The sequence below is a fragment of the uncultured Sphingomonas sp. genome, from assembly GCF_964237335.1.
GTDB lineage: Bacteria > Pseudomonadota > Alphaproteobacteria > Sphingomonadales > Sphingomonadaceae > Sphingomonas.
This window is the reverse complement of the sequence record NZ_CAXSHM010000004.1, coordinates 107,278-126,344: the sequence shown is the minus strand read 5'-3', so window position 1 is coordinate 126,344 and position 19,067 is coordinate 107,278. Positions and strand designations below refer to the sequence as shown.

The window sequence follows — 19,067 nt, the reverse complement described above, 5'->3', positions numbered from 1 at the left end:
CCTTGGCATGACCCGCCACTTCCTCTCGCTCTCCGATGCCGGTGCGGACGGGGTCGCCGCGATCTTGGTCGACGCGCTCGACCGTAAGGCCGCGCGCGCGGGCCTGCCCAAGGGCGCGCCCGACGCCGACGCGCCGCTCGCCGGTCACACGCTGGCAATGGTGTTCGAGAAGTCGTCCACCCGCACGCGCGTCAGCTTCGACATGGCGATCCGCCAGCTCGGCGGGTCGGCGCTGGTGCTGGACGCCGCGACGACGCAGCTCGGCCGCGGCGAGACGGTGGCGGACACCGCGCGCATCCTGTCGGGCTATTGCGATGCGATCATGCTGCGCACCGACGATCACACCAAGCTGCTGGAGATGGCCGCCCATGCCAGCGTGCCCGTCGTCAACGGCCTCACCGACCGGTCGCACCCCTGCCAGATCATGGCGGACCTGCTGACGCTGCTGGAGGCGGGCAAGGCGTTGCCGGGGCTGAAGGTCGCGTGGCTGGGGGACGGCAACAACGTGCTCGCCTCGATCGTGGAGGCGGCGGGGTTGATGAAGTTCGACGTCGTCGCCGCCTGCCCGCAGGGGTTCCAGCCCGAGGAACAGGCGATCGTCGCCGCGTCCGGCCGCGCGCGCGTGGTGGCCGATCCACGGGAGGCGGTGGCAGGCGCGGACGTGGTCATGACCGATACGTGGATCAGTATGGGGCAGGACGAGGCCGCGACCAAGCTCGCCGCGCTCGCCCCTTATCAGGTGACTCCGGCGCTGATGGCGGCGGCCAAGGCCGATGCGGTGTTCCTCCACTGCCTGCCCGCGCACCGAGGCGAGGAGGTGGCGGCTGCGGTCATCGACGGGCCGCAGTCGCTGATCTGGCCGGAGGCGGCGAACCGGCTGCACGCACAGAAGTCGATCCTGCGCTGGTGCTTCGGGCAGATTGGTTGAACAAAGGCTCGCGGTTCCCATTTCAAGGCGTCAGCTAGAAGCCGTCTACCCTGAGCCAGTCGAAGGGCTGCCTTCCTCGGCCGCGGGAGAAGAAGGGCAGGGCTTCGACAAGCTCAGCCTGAACGGTGGTAGGAAGCGCGGCCTGAACGGTGATGGTGTGGACGAACAACTGGTGACCGACCTCGACCGCGCGCTCGGCTTTGCGATTCCGTCCCGCAGCGCGCGGGGACGGGTCGTCCGGCTTGGCCCTGCGCTCGACGCGGTGCTGGCGGCGCATGCCTACCCTCCCGCGATCGAGGCGCTGCTTGCGGAGGCGCTGACGGTGGCCGCGCTGCTCGGCTCGACGCTTAAGGACGCGGACGGCCAGCTCACGATGCAGGCGCAGACCGACGGCGGCATCGTCCGGCTGCTGGTGTGCGACTATCGCGGCGGGCAAGTGCGCGGCTATGTCGACTATGACGCCGATCGGCTGGCGGGGGGGCCGGAGACGCCGTCGCTGTTCGCGCTGTTCGGCGCCGGTTATCTTGCGATCACCTTCGACCTCGCCTCGACGCGTGAGCGCTACCAGGGGATCGTGCCGCTCGACGGCGACTCGCTCGCCGAGGCGGCGCAGAGCTATTTCGTCCAGTCCGAACAGATCCCCAGCCTCGTCCGCATCGGCGTCCGCAAGGCAGAAGGGCGCACGGTCGCCGGCGGCTTGTTCCTCCAGCATCTGCCCGAGGGCGAGGAGGGGCGGGAGCGGCTGCATACCCGGCTCGATCACCCTGAATGGGAGCATGTCGCCGCGCTCGGCGCGACGATGGGCGCGGACGAACTGACGGCCGAGGGCCTGCCGCTCGAGACGCTCGTATGGCGGCTGTTCAACGAGGAGGAGGACGTGCGCCTGCTCGCCTCGATGCCGATCGCGCGCGGTTGCCGCTGTACGCCCGAGCACATTGCCAGCGTGCTCGCCAGGTTCCCGGTCGAGGAACAGCGCGCGATGGCGGAAGCGGACGGACTGATCCGCGTCGATTGCGCATTCTGCGCGACGTCCTTTCCGTTTCCGGTCAGCGCGGTAGCGGATTGATCTGGAATGTTTCAAAATCAAGTCAGCGTGATCTGCATTAACGAGCTCTTAAGTCCTTCCAGCTACAGCGATCGTCGTGTTCCTTTGCGGGCACGCTTTCTCCCGATCGCTCTTGCGAGCTTCCTTCGGCCGCCTTCCGCTAGACGCAGCGGGGGCGGCCGTTCCTTCGGGGGCGTCGATTGCCCCGGCCTGACGATGCGCGTAGCGCGCCGGCGATCATGACGGCACAGACATTTGGGCAAGCAACAGCAACGGCCGCGGTGGTGCTCGTGTCGGGTGGGCTCGACTCGATGGTGTCGGCGGCGCGTGCGCGGGAGGACGGGCACCGGTTGCTGGCCCTGTCGATCGACTATCACCAGCGCCATGCGATCGAGCTGGAGGCCGCGCGCCGCATCGCCGCCGCGCTGGGCGCCGAGCGGCATGTGGTGATCGATCTCGACCTCTCGGCGTTCGGCGGCTCCGCGCTGACGGCGGACATCGCGGTGCCCAAGGACGGCGCGGGGACGCTGACGGCCGAGGAAGGCGGCGGCATCCCCGTCACCTATGTGCCGGCGCGCAACACGATCTTCCTGTCGCTGGCGCTGGGCTGGGCGGAGGCGGCGGGCGCGCATGACCTGTACATCGGCGTCAATGCGCTCGACTATTCGGGCTATCCCGATTGCCGGCCCGAGTTCGTCGCAGGCTTCGAGCATCTCGCGGCGCTCGCCACCAAGGCGGGCGTGGAGGGCGAGCCTTTCCGCATCCGGGCGCCGCTCCAGCACATGACCAAGGCCGATATCGTGCGCGAGGCGGCGCGGCTCGGGTTGGACGCGGGGCTGAGCTGGTCATGCTACGATCCGGCACCGGGCGGACTGCATTGCGGGCAATGCGACAGTTGCCGACTGCGGCACCGCGGGTTCCGGGACGCGGCACTGCCCGATCCGACCCGCTACGCCGCAGAGCCCCTTTGAGCGTGGCCCGAGTGAGCGCCGGCGCATGAGTTATGCGGTCAAGGAGATGTTCCTGACGCTCCAGGGCGAGGGGGTGAACGCGGGCGCGCGCGCCGTGTTCGTGCGCTTTACTGGCTGCAACCTGTGGTCGGGGCGCGAAGCCGATCGGGCGACTGCGGTCTGCCGCTTCTGCGATACGGATTTCGTCGGCACCGACGGCATTGGCGGGGGCCGCTTCGCCGATGCCGGCGCGCTCGTCGCGGCGGCGGTTGAGCATTGGGGCGAAGGCGTCGAGCGCCGCTTTGCCGTGCTGACCGGCGGTGAGCCGATGCTCCAGGTCGACGGCGCGCTGGTCGCGGCGCTGCATGCCGCCGGCTTCCGGGTCGCGATCGAGACCAACGGCACGTTGCGCGCGCATCCCGATCTCGACTGGGTGTGCGTCAGCCCAAAGGCGGGCAGCATAGTGGTGCAGCGGACGGGCGACGAACTAAAGCTCGTCTGGCCGCAGTCGGGGATCGACCCCGCCGCGCTGGAGACATGGGCGTTCACCCATCACCTCGTCCAACCGCTCGACGATCCCGCCGCGCCGGGTCAGGCCGCTGCGCTCGCGCTCGCGATGGAGCGGCCGCGCTGGCGACTGTCGCTCCAGACGCACAAGCTGCTGGGCCTGCGCTAGAGCGGCTTACGGGCTGATCCAACTAGTTCCGTTCGTGCTGAGCTCGTCGAAGCACCTGCGACATGCCCCTTCGACAGGCTCAGGGCGAACGGGTCAGGTCGTGTGACGCACGAGCGTACCTCAGCGCGCAGCCATGCCGGTGCCGGCGGGGGGCCAGTTCTGCGCGCCGCACTTCTTGGTCACCCACTCGCCCTTCTTGTTCCAGCAGATCGGGTCGAACCGCGGCAGCGCCGACCGATCGGCATAGACATAGCGGAGCAGCGCCTGTTCGCCCCACGGCGTCAGGCTGTTGCGGATCTCGCGCATCCGCTCCTCGGCCAACGCAGCGAATTTTCCGCGCGGCGTGAACAGCGCGTCGCGCCCGATTGAGCTCGCCGTCTGGCAGAAAGTAAACTGTGCCGCGACGGTGGAAAAGCTTGACCAGGTTTGAGTCTGATAATGTTCGAGTGCTGCGTCGCCCACCCGCTTGGACTTGCCGTTGACGCGCGTGAAATACTTGCCGAGCGTCTCCCAGGAGGCGCCGAGCTCGGCTTTATGGTCCCGCAACACCGCATTGTAGTTGGCCACCGTCGTCAACGTCGGCTGAAAGTCGCACTGCAGCGCCGCCAGGTTGAGCGCGGCGCGCATCGTCCAGACGAGGCCCGCGCGCACTTCCGCCGGCGTCGCGCCGGGCAGCGGCTGCGTGATGCCGGGTTCGTCACCTTGCACGGGCGCTCCGGCAAGATCGCGCGACTTCACGTAGAATTGCGCCGATGCGGGCATCGCCCCACCTGCCAGCATTCCCGCAGCGACCAGACCAGCCGCCCCACGCACTACTCGCATCGTCAAACCCCTCATCGGACCCTGCGCATCGGCCGTACGCGATGGCCGCGGCTCGCCCAAGCATGATTCATCATGTTTGGACGGACTTACCGGTATTTGCGCCGAACCGAGTCCGGAACGTGACAGAGACTGGAACGAAACGATCGGCGCTGCGTGAAGCGTGGCCGGCGGGCGCTGATGCCGATGCTACGAAAAAGGGGCCGTCCGGCGATCCGGACGGCCCCTTGCCGTATAACAACCCGAACGGGTGCGATTACATCGCGTTGCCGGTGCTGTTCGTCATCATCGACGAGTTCGACATCATGCCCGAGTTGGACATCGACGAGTCGTTGGCCATCATGCCGCCGTTGCCGGTCGAGCCGTCTGTCGTCGTCATGTTGTCGGTCATCGTGTCCATGCCCTCGGTCGCGTTCATGTCCGTGACCGTCGTGTTGTCGGTGGCGTTCTCGGTGGTCTTGCTGCCGCAAGCCGAGACCATCAGCGCCGCGCCGGCGATCATCGAGCCGGCGACTGCCTTCGTGAAGAGTGCACGCATTGATAAGCTCCCTTGGATAAGGATTTGGACGGTGCGTCGGCCCCTATCACCCAAATCTCACTGGATATTAGACGCTAAACACCCTGCTCTCAAGCCTAGTTTTCGACCGGACAAGAAAGAGTTTCAAGAAACTCCACCTTCCGCAACGCGAGAGCCGCGTCAAAAGTTGCGAAGTCGGCTGACCGGCCCAGCGCGGCGGCGCTGGTGACGGGATCGGGCAGGCCGCACGGCACGATGCCGCCGAAGTGCGACAGGTCGGGCGCGAGGTTCACCGCGAAGCCGTGCAGCGTCACCCAGCGACGCACGCGCACGCCGATCGCGCCGATCTTCGCCTCGCGCCCGTCAGGCAGGAGCGTCCAGATGCCGACCCGTCCCGGCGAGCGATGCGCGCCGATGCCGATCCCGGCAAGCGCGGCGATGACCCAACCCTCGACCGCGTGGACGAAGCAGCGGACGTCGCGCCCGCGTCGATTGAGGTCGAGCACCAGATAGCCGACGCGCTGGCCGGGCCCATGATAGGTGTAGCGCCCGCCGCGACCCGCCGCGATCACCGGGAACCGGGGCTCGATGAGCTCGGCGGGATCGGCACTGGTGCCCGCGGTGTAGACCGGCGGATGCTCGAGCAGCCACACCAGTTCGCGCTCCGTGCCCGTGGCGACGGCGGCGGCGCGCGCCTCCATCGCCGCCAGCGCATCGGCATAGGACGTCAGGCCCGGCGTCACCCGCCACTCGATAGAGGTGTCGCCTGTCATCGCTAGGTCAGGTGGCGGTTCGCGTGCGGGCTGGCAAGCCGGCGGGGATCGGCTACAGTCGCCCGGCGCCCGGTCGGTGCGCGGAACCGATGGACGAACCGGGAGGCCTGCGCATGGTGACGATGAGCGCGATCTGGGATCGCACCGCCGAGGTGCTGCGCGGGCGCGGGTCGATGCTCGCGGGGATCGCGGCGCTGCTGCTGTTCCTTCCCGCGGTCGTTCAGGATGCGGTGTCCGCCCATGTCGGAACCACGCCGGCGGCGCTCGGCCTTGCCGGCCTGGTCGGGATCGTGGTGGTTCTGATGGCGATCTGGGGCAATCTGGCGCTGGTCGCCGCGGCGGGCGAACCGCCGATCGACCGTCAGGCCGCGTTCGCCGTCGCCGCAAGGCGATTGGGGCCCGCGATCGGACTGACGGTGCTGGTCGGCCTCGTCGTGATGCTGGCGGCGGTACCGGGGCTCGCCATGCTAGGCATCGGACTGGGGCCGAGCGCATCGCGGCTGACCACGCTTACGGTGGATGGCGCGGCCACGCTTGCCGCCGGCGCGTCACCGGGACTGATCCTGGCAGGTTCGCTTTACCTGTTCCTGTTCGCCTTGGCCGTCTTCTGGCTCGGCGCGCGCCTGGCGCTGTCCTTGCCGGTGCTCGTGAACGAGCGGCGGGGCCTCCGCAGCGTCGCCCGCTCGTTCGAGCTGACCCGCAGGCTGACGTGGCGAATCATCGGCGTCATCCTGCTGGCCCTGATCCTGCTGCTCGTGGCGCTGAGTGCGGCGCAGTTCGTCTTCACCGTCATCGCGCGGCTCCTGCTCGGTGCGGGCGGCGTCTCCACCGCGCAGTTCGTCGGCGCGGTGGCGGGCGCGGCGGTGACGGCAGGCGCGACCGTCGTCAGCTCGACCTTCGTCGCGCAACTCTATCGCGTCGTCAGCGGGCGGGAAGCGGCGTACGCCTTCGCATGACCCCCTCCTTTTCAATGACCTCCTCCCTTTCATGATGCTGTCCGTCTCGCGCACCCTGGCCGAGGCCCGGGCACTGTGGCGACGCGATCGCGATCTTCTGGTCCGGATCGCGCTGCCCTTCATCCTGCTCCCGTCGCTCGCGCTGCAGCTGCTCGTGCCGCCGCCGCTCGCGGTGCCGGTCGGCACCGGCCTGGCGGACGCGTTCCGGCTCCAGTCGCAATTCGCCGGCGAGCATGCCGGCGCCTATCTGCTCGCCGCGGCGATGATCGAATATGGCCATGCGGCGCTTGTCGCCTTCTACGTCGATCCGCGCGCGACCGACATGCGCGGCCTGCTCGGGCGGGCGGCGATCGCCTGGCCGCGGTTCGTGCTGCTGGGCATCGTGATCGAGTTCGTGACGCTGGGCGGCATCCTGTTCTTCGTTGCCGGGCGGTTGCTGCCAGCTGGCGCGGCGCTGATCGCGGCCCCGCGACGCGGCACGATCGGCGCTGCGCGGCGCGCGTTGCGGCTGACGGCGGGGGAGACGTTGACGACCAGCGCACTCGCCGCCGGGCTTATCGCGGCGCGCCTGCTGCTGCTGTGGCCGTTCGCGGGGATGGACGGCTGGCTGCGCGCGCTCAACGCCCCCAACCCGGTGGCGTTGGCGATCGTCGATGCCGCGGGTGCCGGCGTGACGATGCTCGTCACCATTGCGGGCGTGCTGATCGCGGTGGTGCTCTACCGCGCGCTGTCGAGCGAGGAGGGCGGCGCCAGCATCGGGACGTGAGGCGCGCAAGTTGGGGGCAACAGCCCTGCCACGCGCGGATCGGGAAACGTCTCCAGCGTGCGGCGCACCGCGACGAACCCCTGCGCACGGTAGAAGCCGAGCGCGCGGGGATGGTCGAGCGTGCAGGTGTGGACCCAGACGCGCGTGATCCCCGGCCGCCAGGCACGGACCAGCGCCTCCGCCATCAGCCAGCGGCCATGGCTGTGCCCGGCGAGCGCCGGCACCAGTCCGACATAGGACAGCTCGCATGCGCCGGTGTGACGCAGATCGAGCTCCAGCATCCCGATCTCGCTCCCGGTCGGATCGACGGCGGCATACACCTCCACATCTGCATCGTGGACGATCGCCGTCAGCGCGGCGTCGGCCATCGCCAGCCGCGAATACCACAGCCAGGGCGCGCCCACCCGGCGGAACAGCCCGCGATAGCGGTCCGGGGCGGGAGCCGGCCAGCGCTGGAGCCGGAACCGCGAGGGCGGGATCGGGCGCGGCGGCGGCCGCTCGCGCATCTCCAGCGTCGTCACCACCGTCGCGAGCTGATCGGCGGGGACGGGGGTCAGCCCCACCGCGTCAGCCCCATGTCGCGACCGGCGGCAGGCTCATCAGGATCGCATCGACGTTGCCGCCGGTCTTGAGCCCGAACGAGGTGCCGCGGTCGTAGACCAGGTTGAACTCGGCATAGCGGCCCCGCCACGCGTCGCGCGCCGCCATGTCGGCGGGGGTGAACGGCTCGTCCATCCGCGCCCGCACGATGGCGGGATAGACGTCGAGGAACGCGCGCCCGACGTCCTGTGTGAAGGCGAAATCGGCGGCGAAGTCGCGCTCCAGGTGATCGTAGAAGATGCCGCCAACGCCGCGGTGGACCTGGCGGTGGGGGATGTAGAAATACTCGTCCGCCCACGCCTTGTAGCGGGGGTAGAAGCCCGGATCGTGCGCGTCGCAGGCGGCCTTCATCGCCGCGTGGAACGCGGCCGTGTCGTCGTCGCGCGGCAGCGGAGGGTTGAGGTCCGCGCCGCCGCCGAACCAGCGCTTGGTGGTGACGAGGAAACGCGTGTTCATGTGGACGGCGGGCACATGCGGGTTGGCCATGTGCGCGACGAGGCTGATGCCGGTGGCGAAGAAGCGCGGGTCCTCGCCCGCCCCGCGGATCGATCGCGCGAACTCGCCCTCGAACGTCCCGCCGACCGTCGAGACGTTGACGCCCACCTTCTCGAACACGCGGCCCTTCATGACGCCCCGGACACCACCGCCACCGGGCTCGCCCGACGGGTCGACGCGGTCCCATGTAATATAATCGAACCGCGCGTCGGAGCCGGCCTCCGCCTCGAGTCCCTCGAACGCGGCGCAAATCCGCGTCCGCAGCTCCTCGAACCAGGAACGGGCGGCGGCTTGGTCGGCGTCGAGCGGTGGCATGGGCGCGGCCCTAGCGCAGGCGAGCCGTGCCCGTCACCCCAGCGAACGCTGGGGTCTCGTCGAGTGGCGTACCACGTTCCAAAGAGACCCCAGCGTTCGCTGGGGTGACGGGTCATTCCCCCGGCCAGCCGCCGGTCTGGCGCAGCGCCTCCGCCACTGCGATCGCGCCCGCCACCGCGACGTTGAGCGATCGCATGCCCGGCCGCATCGGGATTCGCACCGCCAGGTCCGCCTGCGCATGCACCTGTTCGGGCACGCCCGCGCCTTCGGATCCGAGCAGCAGCGTGTCGTCCGCCCGGAACAGCGCGTCCGGCAGCGGCGTCGCGCCCGGCCGCGTCGTCAGCAGCACGATCCGCCCGGATGCCGCCGCGACGAACGCGCTCCAGTCAACATGCCGCTCCACGTCGGCGGCATCGCGATAGTCCATGCCGGCGCGCGCTAGCGAGCGGTCGCCGAACGGGAAGCCCATCGGCTCGATCAGGTCGACTCCCACGCCCAGGCAGGCGCCCAGCCGGATCAGCGTGCCGACGTTGCCGGCGATATCGGGTTGGTGGAGCGCGAGCCGGATCATGCGCGAGCGTTAACCCGGCCTGCCGGCTCCGCAAAATGTAGGTTGGCAAAGCGCTGCCCCGGCCGCTAGGAGGGAACTGGCCTTCCGTGGGGACGGACGGTCCGGCGGGGTGCCGCGCGACCGGCCTGCCGGGATCGCCGCTCCGGTCGAGAACAGCATTCCGAGGGCCTGAGTTGATGGCGACTGTCCAAGACATTGTTCCTCCCGGTGAGTCGCCGGAGCCGTTCCACGAGGACGTGAACGATCCGCGCCGCCGCGACTTCCTCAACATCGCTGCGGTTGCCTTCGTCGGCGTTGGCGCGCTCGCGATCGTGTTCCCGCTCATCAACCAGATGGCGCCATCCGCCGACGTGCTCGCCCAGTCCACCACGGCGATCGACCTGTCGAAGATCGAGGCGGGGCAGGGCATCGTCACCTCGTTCCGCAAGCAGCCGCTGTTCGTGCGCAACCTGACGCCCAAGGAGATCACCGAGGCGGAGGCAGTGCAGATCAGCGAGCTGCGCGATCCGCAGACGCTGGAGCAGCGGACCAAGGCGGGTCACAAGAACTGGCTCATCACGCTGGGTGTCTGCACCCATTTGGGCTGCATCCCGCTAGGCATTCACGAGGGTGAGAACCGCGGCAAGTACGGCGGCTATTTCTGCCCGTGCCACGGCTCGCAATATGACACCGCCGCGCGCATCCGCCAGGGGCCCGCGCCCAAGAACCTCGCCGTTCCCGACTATAACTTCACCTCACCGACGGCCGTGCTCGTCGGCGTCGCAGGATAACAGCCATGAGCTTTCCCTGGGCCAAGCATTACCAGCCGCAGCAGCCGATGATGCGGTGGCTGGACGAGAAACTGCCGGTGCCGCGGCTGATCTACAACGCGGTCGGCGCGGGCTATCCGGTGCCGCGCAATCTCAATTATTTCTGGAACTTCGGCGTGCTCGCTGGCGCGGCGCTGGGCATCCAGATCATCACCGGCATCGTGCTGGCAATGCATTATGCCGCCAACGCGGGCGTCGCGTTCGACTCGGTCGAGCACATCATGCGCGACGTCAACGCCGGCTGGTTCCTGCGCTATGCCCATGCCAACGGCGCGTCGATGTTCTTCATCGTCGTCTACACGCACATCTTCCGCGGGCTGTACTACGGCTCGTACAAGGCGCCGCGCGAGATGGTGTGGCTGCTCGGCGTCGTCATCTTCCTCCTGATGATGGCCACTGCCTTCATGGGCTATGTGCTGCCATGGGGCCAGATGAGCTTCTGGGGCGCGCAGGTCATCACCGGTTTCTTCTCGGCGATCCCGCTGGTCGGCGAGAGCATCCGCGTGTGGCTGCTGGGCGGCTTCGCGCCCGATGATGCGGCACTCAACCGCTTCTTCTCGCTCCACTATCTGCTGCCGTTCGTGATCGCGGCGGTCATCATGCTGCACATCTGGGCGCTGCACATCCCGGGCTCGAACAACCCGACCGGCGTCGACGTCAAGGGCGAGCAGGACACGGTGCCGTTCCACCCCTATTACACCGCGAAGGACGCGGTCGGGCTCGGCGTGTTCCTGCTGGTGTTCGCGGGGCTGCTGTTCTTCGCGCCCAATTACCTTGGCCATCCGGACAACTACATCCCGGCCAACCCGCTCTCGACGCCGGCGCACATCGTGCCTGAATGGTATTTCTGGCCGTTCTACGCGATCCTGCGCTCGTTCACCGCGGACTTCATCCTGCCGGCCAAGCTGTGGGGCGTGCTGGCGATGTTCGGCTCGATCCTGCTGCTGTTCTTCCTGCCGTGGCTCGACTCGTCGCCGGTGCGCTCGAACAATTTCCGTCCCAAGGCGCGGATCGCCTTTTGGATCCTCGTCGCCGACGTGCTGGTGCTCGGCTGGGTCGGTGGTTCGGAGGCGACGCCGACCTATGCGATCCTGGGACAGATCACCGCGGCCTATTATTTCGCGCACTTCCTGATCGTCCTGCCGATCATCTCGCGGTCGGAGCGTCCACGGCCGCTGCCCAACTCGATCACCGAGGCGGTGCTCCACAACCATGCGGGCACCAGCCCGGTGCAGACCGCGCTGGCGTAAGACAAAGACGAAGACGGGCCGAAAAGGGGCATATTGATAATGGTTCGTGCAATCGCAGCTCTGGTGGGCGCCGCGTTCGTCTTCGTGCTGGCGCTCGCGCTGTTCGGCACGGTGTCGGATCGCATCAAGACGCCGCCGGCTGAAACGGCGGCGGAGTGGGTGCAGGGCCGCACCGAGGCGGCCACCGGGACCCACCTGCTGAACGCCGATCTCGCGTCTGCTGGCGTGCTCGGCAAATACGACCGGCGCCAGCTGCAGCGCGGGTTCCAGGTGTACAAGGAGGTCTGCTCGGCCTGCCACTCGATCCGGCTGGTGTCGTTCCGCGACCTCGCCGACCTCGGTTACAAGCCGCCCGAGGTGAAGGCGATCGCCAACCAATGGCAGATCGAGCAGCCGTCGCCCAATCCCGACACGGGCGAGGCGGCGACGCGCAAGAACCTGCCGTCCGACCATTTCCCGCTGGTGTTCGCCAACGACATCGCCGCGAAGGCAGCCAACAACAATCTGGTACCCCCCGACCTGTCGGACATCACCAAGGCGCGGCACGGCGGGGCGAACTACGTCTACTCCCTGGTCGGTCACGGCTATGTGAAGCAGCCGGCCGAGCTCCTGAAGGAGTTCCCCGACATCGCGACGCCCAAGGGGTTGTACTACAACCAGTATTTCGCATCGCTCAACATCGGCATGCCGCCGCCACTCAAGAGCGACGGACAGGTCCAGTATACGGACGGCACCAAGCCGACGGTTGACCAGATGGCAAAGGACATCGCTGCCTTCCTGACCTGGACAGCCGAGCCCAAACTGGAAAACCGCCACGCGGCGGGCTTAGCCGCGATGGTGTTCATCGCGATCTTCTGCTTCCTGGCCTGGGGCGCGTATCAGAACGTGTGGCGCGACATTAAGCATTGAGGGCGAGGGTACACGCTATCGTCGTTGTGCTGGCAGTGCGATCGGCGTGAGGCGATTTGTTGTAGGTCGGTTGCTGTTTGCGTCGTTGTTGCTCGCTGATTGCCTGACGTTGGGCGCGGATGCATCCGCTCAGACGACGCCGCCGGTCGCACCCCGCCACGTCGTCGCGATCACCTTCGACGATCTGCCGTACGTGAATGAAGGAGCGAAGACACCGGTCCAAGCGGCTGTCGCAGCCCAGCATCGCATCGTTCAGGCATTACGGTGCGGGCATGTTCCCGCGACCGGCTTCGTCAACGAGGACAAGGTGCAGGCGCTCGGACCTGTCGGCTCCCGGCTGCTTGCCGAGTGGAACAAGGGTCTGCTCGCGCTCGGAAACCACGGGTACAGTCACTTCGACAGCAACGATCTCGACGTCGCCGGCATCGAGCGCGAGATCGTGAAGGGCGAGGCGACGATCCGGCCGATGGCCGCTACCGCCGAACGCGGCATCTCGTTCTTCCGCTTTCCCTACAATCACGTCGGCGACACCGAAGCCAGGCGCGCTGCGATCGGGCAGGTTCTCGCCGCTCACGGTTACACGCTCGCAGCATCGACGATCGACACCTCGGACTATATGTTCAACACCGCCTACGAGCATGCCTTCGCCGCACGGCAGACGGCCGAGATGAAGCGTATCACGCGCGCCTATCTCGACTACAGCCGTACCCAGATCGCCTACTACGATCAGCTGGATCGCAAGGTCGTCGGGCGCGACGTGCCCGCGATCATGCTCTTGCACGTCAATCGGCTCAACGCGGCGACGATCAAGCCCCTGCTCGAACTGTTCCGCTCGGCCGGCTACAGGTTCGTATCGCTTGCCGAAGCGCAAGCCGATCCGGTCTACTCGGCGATGCCGTCGGTTGCGACGAAATATGGTCCCATGTGGGGATATCGCTGGGCGCGGGAACGTCACGTCAAGATCGATGGACGGCTAGAGCAGGAGCCGCCCGCTTGGATCAGCGCCGCCGTCGGTGACGCCGCCAAATAGCATGTGAGTCGGCCCGTGTCCTCGACTTGATCCGGGAACGCTCGACGGTCGTTGTGAAAGACCAGACTTGTTCCAAGCTCCCCGTCACATTGCGGCTACCGCCCGGTGCCGCAGCACGTCCGCCAACGGCGCATGCGCCACTCGCCCCTCCGCCTCCGCCGACCAGCTCAGCAGGCCGTTGGGGCAATAGCGGCCGTCATCCCAGCCCGGATGGTCGAGCACCGGGTACAGGCACACGCCCTCCACCGGCACGCCCATCGCGATCGCCGCGTCCGTCTCGGCCAGCACGTACGTCAGCCAGTCCGCCCTCGCGTCGCCCTCGATGCCGGTCTCGGCCACGAAGATCGGGCGGCCGTAGCGTTGCCAGGTGCTTGCGAGAATGTAGCGCAGTGGGCGGGCGAGGCGGTCGTGGGGGGACAGCGGCGGGCCGCCGTGGATCCACTGGTTGTTGTGGTAGAAATTGACGCCGACGACGTCGAGCAGCTCGGGGCGGCCGCCGATCTGCGGCCAGGCGCGGCCGGCGATCATGTCCCAGCCCTGATACTGCGCCTGCGTGTGGCCGAGCGCCCCGGCGGCGTCCCACGGCCGATGAGGGTCGGCGATCACGCGGATCGCAGGGTCGGCGTGGACGAAGCGCGCGGCGGGATCGACCGCCAGGATCGCCTCCATCGCGGCGATGCTCGCGCGCGCTAGCTGCACCTTCAGCTCATGCCCGCGCCCGCGCGCGAACGGGTTTAGGTAGGCCGCGTCGCCGCCGGCCCAGGCGAGGAACGACACTTCGTTGACCGGCGCATAGAAGCGGCGCGCTCCGGCCCGCGCGGGACCGATATAGCGCGCGGCGGCGGCGGCGAAGCCGGCGAAGCGGGTGACGAAGGCGGGCGTCCATATGTCGATGTCGTCGGGCCAGCCGTAATGGAGCAGATCCCACAGCACCTCGGTGCCGACCGCGCGCGCGGCGGCGAGCTGCGCGTCGAGGCTGGACCAGTCGTACGTGCCCGGCTCCGCCTCGATCAGGTGCCAGCGCAGCCCGTCGCGCACCGACAGCAGGCCATGGGTCGCCAGCGCGCGGTAATCGGCCTCCGCATGGGTGTCGTGGTGGCTCGCCGCGATCACGTCGACGCGGGCGCGGTCATGCGCGCGGCGGTGCGTCGAACATTCGAAGCCGCCCTGGACGAAGCTGCGGAACAGGCGGGTCGGGCGGGCCAGCGGCGGTCGTTCGGCGAGCACCTGCGCGATCAGCGCCTCCCACTGCGGCACCACCGCCGGGACGGCATAATCCGCCTCGACCTTCGCCCGCAGTGCCGCGCCGAGCCGCCTGCCCAGCGCCCGATCGCCCAGCAGCCGCAGGAGCGCCGCGGCGACCGCGGGCGGGTCCTCGTGCGGGACGAACAGGCCAGAGCCGCCGTCGTCGATCTGCTCGGCCGAGCCGTTATCGCGCGTCGCCACCACCGGCAGCCCGGCCGCGCCCGCCTCGGCGATGACATGCGGCATCCCCTCGCCGCGCGACAGCCAGCAGAAGGCGTCGAGCGCCGACAGCAGCCGAGGCACGTCCGCCCGATCGCCGAGGAAGGTCAGCACGCCCGACAGGCCCAGCGCATCCGCCTGCTCGCGCAACCGGTGCGCATAGTCGAGCATGAACGCGTCCGGGCCGCCGATCACGACGAAGCGCGCGTCCGGGCGGGCCGCATGGACCAGCGCGGCGGCGGCGATGAAGTCCTCGACGCGCTTCTTTGCATCCAGGCGCCCTAGCCAGCCGATCAGCGGCGTGGCCCCGGCGATGCCGAGTTCCGCCCGGGCCCCCGTCCGGTTAGCGGGGTCGAACGCCGACAGGTCGACCATCGACGGGATCGCGACCGCATCGCCCTCGCGCCCCGGCATCCGGCTCGCGGCGGCGTCGCGGATCGAGGCGCAGACGCCGACGTAGCGCGCGGTCAGGTGCTTGGGCCCGGCGAGCGCCTCCGACACCAGTCCGCCATGCTCGATCAGCGGCGGCGGCCGGTGCAGCCGCTCGAGCGCGGGATAGACGTCGGCGACGTTCTGGCACGAGACAACGACATCGTATCCGGGGATCAGGTCGGCGAGGTAGGTGACGGTGTCGTCGAACGACAGGTGATAGGGCGTCGTGTCCACCGCTACGCCCGCGGCCGCGAGCTGGTCGTGCGTCTGCTCGGGCATGTTCTCGCGGCGGAAGCAGGCGACGACCTCGATCCGATAGCGCGCAGGGTCGAGGTGCTTCGCCAGCAACCGCACCTCCGTCTCCTCGCCGCCGACGACGAGCCAGGCGAAGACGAACAGGATGCGGATGGGGCGGGTGGGGGGCACGCTAGCCACCAACTCCTGGCCCACCTCACTCCGTTCATGCTGAGCTTGTCGAAGCACTGTACTTATTCCGGCAGTTGCAAGGAAAGGCAGCCCTTCGACAAGCTCAGGATGAACGAAGGGAGGGCTTGCATCGAATGCTCCCGGCGGGATCAATCCCCGTGCTTGAACACGATCTGCAGGAACTCGGGCCGCTCCGCCACCAGTCGCGCGATGAAACCGGGGGCGTCGTCATAGGGCACGACCTGCGTCACGAGCTGCGCCCTGATCTCGGGCCCGCGCGCGGCCAGGAGCCGCACCGTCTCGTTGGCCAGCCGCCGCCGGTCCCACTGCCACGCCATCCCGCGCGGCACGCGGTTGATCTGCGCGCACCGCAGGTTGAGGCCGTTGTGGTGGAACTCCTCGCCCAGACGCAGCCGGTCCGCGCCGCCCTGGTAGAAGGCGAGGTCGATCACCGTGCCCTGCGGGCGCAGCGCCTGCATCGCGGCGTGGAGCGAGCCCGTATCGGCGCGCGTCTGGAAAACCACGTCCGCGCCGCGATCGTCGCCGCCGTGCAGCCAGCGCGCCTTGGCATGTTGCCACGCCTGGTCTTGCGTCATCGCCGTCAGCCCCAGGCACTCGGCGCGCAACCGGCGGAACGGGGAGGGATCGGCGATCACCACCTCGCTCGCGCCCGCCTCCGCCGCGAACAGCGCGGTGAACATGCCGACGATGCCCGCGCCGATCACCAATGCAGGCCGACCGCGGACGCCGTCGCCGAGGCCGACGACGTTGGGCCCGATCAGCTCGGCGTCCGCATGGAGGATGCCATTGGCCGCGATCGGCCCCATCTGGCCGACATAGATGCCCAGCAACGGGTCCATGCCGTCGGGTAGCTTGGTCAGCACGTCGGTGAACGGATCGGCGATATGCCCCGTCTTGTGACCGAAGACGGCGCCGACCACGTCGCCGGGCGCGTAATCGCCCACGCGGCTGTCGCTGACCCGCGCCGACTCCATGTATCCCAGGAACGGCACCGGATAGCGCGCGCTCGGCTCGCCAGGCACGAACACGCCGCGCCCCGCGTCCCAACGCGAATGGAGATAGGGGTTGCTGTTCTTGACGAACGTCAGCTCCGTGCCCGCCGAGAAGCCAGTGTACAGCAGGTCGAGCCGCACCTGCCCGTCGCCCGGAGGCGCCTCGTCATAGCCGAAGAAATAGGCTTGGCCGGGCCGCTCGACGCCCAACGAGCGGACGTGCCGCCACTCAGACATGCACAGGCTCGCGCGCGGCGGAGGCGACATCAATCGACCGGCCGAGCCGAGCCGACTCCTCGATCGCGAGCGCCAGGCGCAGCGTCTCGACCGCGTCGGCATAGGGACAGCGGATGCGGTTTTCGGCGCCACGCACCGCGTCGATGAAGTCACGATCCTCTTCCCACACCGGGTCCACGCGGTTGCCGCGCACCGGCCGGCCCTGGCCGATGTCGATCATCACGTCGCGGTCGGTCAGCTCGATCGCCAGCCGCTCGCCGAACAGGTGGAGCCCGACCTTGTGGTTCCAGCCGAGCAGGCAGGTGGAGGCGAAATTGGCGATCGCCCCGCTCGCGAACGTCAGCGTCGCGGTGCTGGTAGTCGCGATGTCGAGGCCGGGGAACGCCGCGCGGTCAGTGCGCGAGGACTGGCCGTACACCCGCACCACGTCACCGATCAGGTGGCGGGCGAGGTCGACCAGATGCGTCGTCTGCTCCAGCATCTGCCCGCCCGAGCCGTCCTTCTTCCACCACCAGCGCGGCGGCGGGGTCGAGTCTAGCCAGTAGCCCGACAGCAGCCGGGCAGGGGTGGCGGACAGGAGCGCGCGCACCTCGTCCACCGTGTCGAGGTAGCGCCAGTGATAGCCGACCGCCGTCACCAGCCCGGCGCGCGCGACCGACGCCGCCACGTCCTCCGCAGTGCCCAGGTCCAGCGCCACCGGCTTCTCGACGAAGAACGGCAGGCCGTGCTCGATCGCCAGCCGCTCGGGCTCGCCGTGCGCAAACGGGGGCACGCAGATGTAGAGCGCGTCGAGATCGCCCCCGTCCGCCATCATGGCATCGACCATCGCCTGCGCGCTGTCGAACGCGCGCGCGCCGAACCGGCCCGCCGCTTCCGTGGCGCGCGCCATGTCGGTGTCCGCGACCGCGACGATCGCGACATCGTCGAACCGCTCCAGCACGCCGAAATGGCGGTTGGCGATCCCCCCTGCGCCGATGAACCCGATCCGCGTCCGCTCCACACCCGTTCCTTCATGTTGCCGGCGCACGGCGTCGTGCACCGCGCGCGTTTCCTCGATCATCCGTGTCGCGCCGAACTCCGCCCGCTGCCGCTCACGTCCCGCCACGCCCATCGCCGCGAGCGCGTCCCGGTCCCGCAGCAGGCCGACCACCGCCGCCGCGAACGCCGCCGGATCGGGCGCCGCGAGTGCGCCCGTCACGCCATGTTCCACCACCTCGGCGTTGCCGGGCACGTCGGTCGCGACCACCGGCAGACCGGCCGCCATCGCCTCCAGCGCGATCAGCGGCAGCCCCTCGAACGCGGACGGCAGCAGCAGCAGGTCGGCGAGCGCGAGCAGATCGCCCACGTCGTCCCGCGGCCCGAGCATCCGGACGCTGTCGGCGAGCCCGGCCTTCGCGACCGCGCGCGCGATCGGCACCAGCAGCGGTCCGTCGCCGGCGAGCAACACCACGACGCCTGGCATCGCCGCCCGGATCGCCGGCAGCGCGTCGAGCAGCATGCGGTGGCCCTTCTGCTCGGCGAAGCGCGCGATCATCAGGAGCACGGGCGGCGCGTCTCCGCCGGTGCCGAACCCCCATTCGGCCCTGAGCGCGCCGCGTGGCCGGCTCTGCGCCCGGGCAACGACGCCGTTGCGGACGGTCGCGATCCGGTCGGGCTCGACGCCCGAGCTTACCTGGCTGGCCGTCGCCGCCTCCGATACGCAGATCAGCCGGTCGACGCTCGCCACCGCTTCGCGATGCTCGGCCTGCTGCGCGGGATCGGTAAGCAGATAGGGCAGATGCTCGGTCCGCACGACCGGCACGCCCGCGGCGCGCGCGGCGCGGGCCAGCGCATGGCCTTCCCAGCCGATCCCGGCATGGACATGGACCAGATCGGGACGGGCGCGTCGCAGCCAGGCCTCGAACCCGGCGGGGTCGTCCAATGCCTTCACCGCCAGTCCGGCGCGCGCCGCGCGGGCGAGCAGGTCGGTGTCGGACCGCGCGGCGATCACCACCTCGCCCGACCCGAGCCCAGCCGCGAGCGCGAGCATGTGCGCGCCGACGCCCGACGGAACGGCGCTGTCCGTCGCCAAACACACGCTGGTCAT

Annotated in this window: 19 protein-coding genes; 10 read left to right on the top strand and 9 right to left on the bottom strand. The window is 69.1% G+C overall.

Annotated features, from left to right (window positions below):
• Nucleotides 1-7 precede the first annotated feature (7 nt).
• The 4 genes from argF (at nt 8) to queE (ending at nt 3,599) form a co-directional block, all read left to right on the top strand.
• Nucleotides 8-928 carry an ornithine carbamoyltransferase gene (argF, locus tag ACFE65_RS04000; RefSeq protein ID WP_375381048.1) on the top strand — a complete coding sequence of 307 codons (921 nt, stop codon included), beginning with the start codon at nt 8-10 and terminating at the stop codon, nt 926-928.
• Nucleotides 929-1,100: 172 nt separating this feature from the next.
• A complete protein-coding gene (locus ACFE65_RS03995) occupies nt 1,101-1,994 on the top strand; it encodes an Hsp33 family molecular chaperone HslO (RefSeq protein WP_375381047.1) in 894 nt (297 codons plus the stop codon).
• A 218-nt stretch (nt 1,995-2,212) separates the two neighbouring features.
• Nucleotides 2,213-2,944, top strand: coding sequence for a 7-cyano-7-deazaguanine synthase QueC (queC, locus tag ACFE65_RS03990; RefSeq protein ID WP_375381046.1), 732 nt, complete (start codon nt 2,213-2,215; stop codon nt 2,942-2,944).
• Between the two features lie 25 nt (nt 2,945-2,969).
• On the top strand, nt 2,970-3,599 hold the full coding sequence (queE, locus tag ACFE65_RS03985) for a 7-carboxy-7-deazaguanine synthase (RefSeq protein ID WP_375381045.1): 630 nt from the start codon (nt 2,970-2,972) through the stop codon (nt 3,597-3,599).
• 120 nt (nt 3,600-3,719) lie between these two features.
• On the opposite strand, the gene ACFE65_RS03980 is transcribed toward queE, so the two are convergent.
• The 3 genes from ACFE65_RS03980 to lipB all read right to left on the bottom strand — a co-directional run bounded on the left by ACFE65_RS03980 (nt 3,720) and on the right by lipB (nt 5,708).
• Entirely contained in the window at nt 3,720-4,361 is a 642-nt protein-coding gene (locus ACFE65_RS03980) for a hypothetical protein (RefSeq protein WP_375381044.1), read from the bottom strand.
• A gap of 313 nt (nt 4,362-4,674) precedes the next feature.
• Nucleotides 4,675-4,956 carry a hypothetical protein gene (locus ACFE65_RS03975; protein ID WP_375381043.1) on the bottom strand — a complete coding sequence of 94 codons (282 nt, stop codon included), beginning with the start codon at nt 4,954-4,956 and terminating at the stop codon, nt 4,675-4,677.
• Nucleotides 4,957-5,051: 95 nt separating this feature from the next.
• On the bottom strand, nt 5,052-5,708 hold the full coding sequence (gene lipB, locus ACFE65_RS03970) for a lipoyl(octanoyl) transferase LipB (protein WP_375381042.1): 657 nt from the start codon (nt 5,706-5,708) through the stop codon (nt 5,052-5,054).
• 113 nt (nt 5,709-5,821) lie between these two features.
• Between lipB and ACFE65_RS03965 the strand changes: the two genes are divergently transcribed.
• Both ACFE65_RS03965 and ACFE65_RS03960 read left to right on the top strand, forming a co-directional pair.
• Nucleotides 5,822-6,664, top strand: coding sequence for a glycerophosphoryl diester phosphodiesterase membrane domain-containing protein (locus tag ACFE65_RS03965; protein ID WP_375381041.1), 843 nt, complete (start codon nt 5,822-5,824; stop codon nt 6,662-6,664).
• 31 nt (nt 6,665-6,695) lie between these two features.
• Nucleotides 6,696-7,430: a hypothetical protein gene (locus ACFE65_RS03960; RefSeq protein ID WP_375381040.1), complete on the top strand. Its 735-nt coding sequence runs from the start codon at nt 6,696-6,698 to the stop codon at nt 7,428-7,430.
• Here the strand turns inward: ACFE65_RS03960 and ACFE65_RS03955 are convergent.
• The 3 genes from ACFE65_RS03955 to ACFE65_RS03945 form a co-directional block, all read right to left on the bottom strand.
• A complete protein-coding gene (locus ACFE65_RS03955) occupies nt 7,382-7,993 on the bottom strand; it encodes a GNAT family N-acetyltransferase (protein ID WP_375381039.1) in 612 nt (203 codons plus the stop codon). The two genes, ACFE65_RS03960 and ACFE65_RS03955, sit on opposite strands and share 49 nt — an antisense overlap.
• A gap of 4 nt (nt 7,994-7,997) precedes the next feature.
• Nucleotides 7,998-8,840, bottom strand: a complete 843-nt coding sequence (gene hemF / locus ACFE65_RS03950) for an oxygen-dependent coproporphyrinogen oxidase (RefSeq protein ID WP_375381038.1) — start codon at nt 8,838-8,840, stop codon at nt 7,998-8,000.
• A gap of 112 nt (nt 8,841-8,952) precedes the next feature.
• Complete coding sequence (locus tag ACFE65_RS03945; protein ID WP_375381081.1) at nt 8,953-9,408, bottom strand: tRNA (cytidine(34)-2'-O)-methyltransferase; 456 nt, start codon at nt 9,406-9,408, stop codon at nt 8,953-8,955.
• Nucleotides 9,409-9,587: 179 nt separating this feature from the next.
• On the opposite strand from ACFE65_RS03945, the gene petA reads away from it, so the two are divergent.
• The 4 genes from petA to ACFE65_RS03925 all read left to right on the top strand — a co-directional run bounded on the left by petA (nt 9,588) and on the right by ACFE65_RS03925 (nt 13,409).
• The gene (gene petA / locus ACFE65_RS03940; RefSeq protein WP_375381037.1) at nt 9,588-10,181 is read left to right on the top strand and encodes a ubiquinol-cytochrome c reductase iron-sulfur subunit; all 594 of its coding nucleotides are present in this window, start codon (nt 9,588-9,590) and stop codon (nt 10,179-10,181) included.
• Between the two features lie 5 nt (nt 10,182-10,186).
• Nucleotides 10,187-11,470 (top strand): cytochrome bc complex cytochrome b subunit, encoded by a 1,284-nt coding sequence (locus ACFE65_RS03935; RefSeq protein ID WP_375381036.1) that lies wholly within the window; start codon nt 10,187-10,189, stop codon nt 11,468-11,470.
• A 39-nt stretch (nt 11,471-11,509) separates the two neighbouring features.
• Nucleotides 11,510-12,379, top strand: a complete 870-nt coding sequence (locus ACFE65_RS03930) for a cytochrome c1 (protein WP_375381035.1) — start codon at nt 11,510-11,512, stop codon at nt 12,377-12,379.
• A gap of 70 nt (nt 12,380-12,449) precedes the next feature.
• A complete protein-coding gene (locus ACFE65_RS03925; protein WP_375381034.1) occupies nt 12,450-13,409 on the top strand; it encodes a polysaccharide deacetylase family protein in 960 nt (319 codons plus the stop codon).
• A gap of 84 nt (nt 13,410-13,493) precedes the next feature.
• Here ACFE65_RS03925 and ACFE65_RS03920 read toward each other — a convergent pair whose 3' ends face one another.
• The 3 genes from ACFE65_RS03920 to ACFE65_RS03910 all read right to left on the bottom strand — a co-directional run bounded on the left by ACFE65_RS03920 (nt 13,494) and on the right by ACFE65_RS03910 (nt 19,067).
• Nucleotides 13,494-15,731, bottom strand: coding sequence for a glycosyltransferase family 4 protein (locus tag ACFE65_RS03920; protein ID WP_375381033.1), 2,238 nt, complete (start codon nt 15,729-15,731; stop codon nt 13,494-13,496).
• A gap of 149 nt (nt 15,732-15,880) precedes the next feature.
• The gene (locus ACFE65_RS03915) at nt 15,881-16,981 is read right to left on the bottom strand and encodes a zinc-binding alcohol dehydrogenase (protein WP_375381032.1); all 1,101 of its coding nucleotides are present in this window, start codon (nt 16,979-16,981) and stop codon (nt 15,881-15,883) included.
• A complete protein-coding gene (locus ACFE65_RS03910) occupies nt 16,974-19,067 on the bottom strand; it encodes a glycosyltransferase (protein ID WP_375381031.1) in 2,094 nt (697 codons plus the stop codon). Before ACFE65_RS03910 ends, ACFE65_RS03915 begins: the two co-directional genes overlap by 8 nt.

Coding starts and splice junctions, on each gene's coding strand:
- ACFE65_RS03930 (WP_375381035.1), top strand. CDS start 11,510: ATGGTTCGTGCAATCGCAGCTCTGGTGGGCGCCGCGTTCGTCTTCGTG.
- ACFE65_RS03980 (WP_375381044.1), bottom strand. CDS start 4,361: ATGCCCGCATCGGCGCAATTCTACGTGAAGTCGCGCGATCTTGCCGGA.
- petA (WP_375381037.1), top strand. CDS start 9,588: ATGGCGACTGTCCAAGACATTGTTCCTCCCGGTGAGTCGCCGGAGCCG.
- ACFE65_RS03975 (WP_375381043.1), bottom strand. CDS start 4,956: ATGCGTGCACTCTTCACGAAGGCAGTCGCCGGCTCGATGATCGCCGGC.
- ACFE65_RS03915 (WP_375381032.1), bottom strand. CDS start 16,981: ATGTCTGAGTGGCGGCACGTCCGCTCGTTGGGCGTCGAGCGGCCCGGC.
- queE (WP_375381045.1), top strand. CDS start 2,970: ATGAGTTATGCGGTCAAGGAGATGTTCCTGACGCTCCAGGGCGAGGGG.
- ACFE65_RS03965 (WP_375381041.1), top strand. CDS start 5,822: ATGGTGACGATGAGCGCGATCTGGGATCGCACCGCCGAGGTGCTGCGC.
- lipB (WP_375381042.1), bottom strand. CDS start 5,708: ATGACAGGCGACACCTCTATCGAGTGGCGGGTGACGCCGGGCCTGACG.
- hemF (WP_375381038.1), bottom strand. CDS start 8,840: ATGCCACCGCTCGACGCCGACCAAGCCGCCGCCCGTTCCTGGTTCGAG.
- argF (WP_375381048.1), top strand. CDS start 8: ATGACCCGCCACTTCCTCTCGCTCTCCGATGCCGGTGCGGACGGGGTC.
- ACFE65_RS03935 (WP_375381036.1), top strand. CDS start 10,187: ATGAGCTTTCCCTGGGCCAAGCATTACCAGCCGCAGCAGCCGATGATG.
- ACFE65_RS03960 (WP_375381040.1), top strand. CDS start 6,696: ATGATGCTGTCCGTCTCGCGCACCCTGGCCGAGGCCCGGGCACTGTGG.
- queC (WP_375381046.1), top strand. CDS start 2,213: ATGACGGCACAGACATTTGGGCAAGCAACAGCAACGGCCGCGGTGGTG.
- ACFE65_RS03910 (WP_375381031.1), bottom strand. CDS start 19,067: ATGACCAGCGTGTGTTTGGCGACGGACAGCGCCGTTCCGTCGGGCGTC.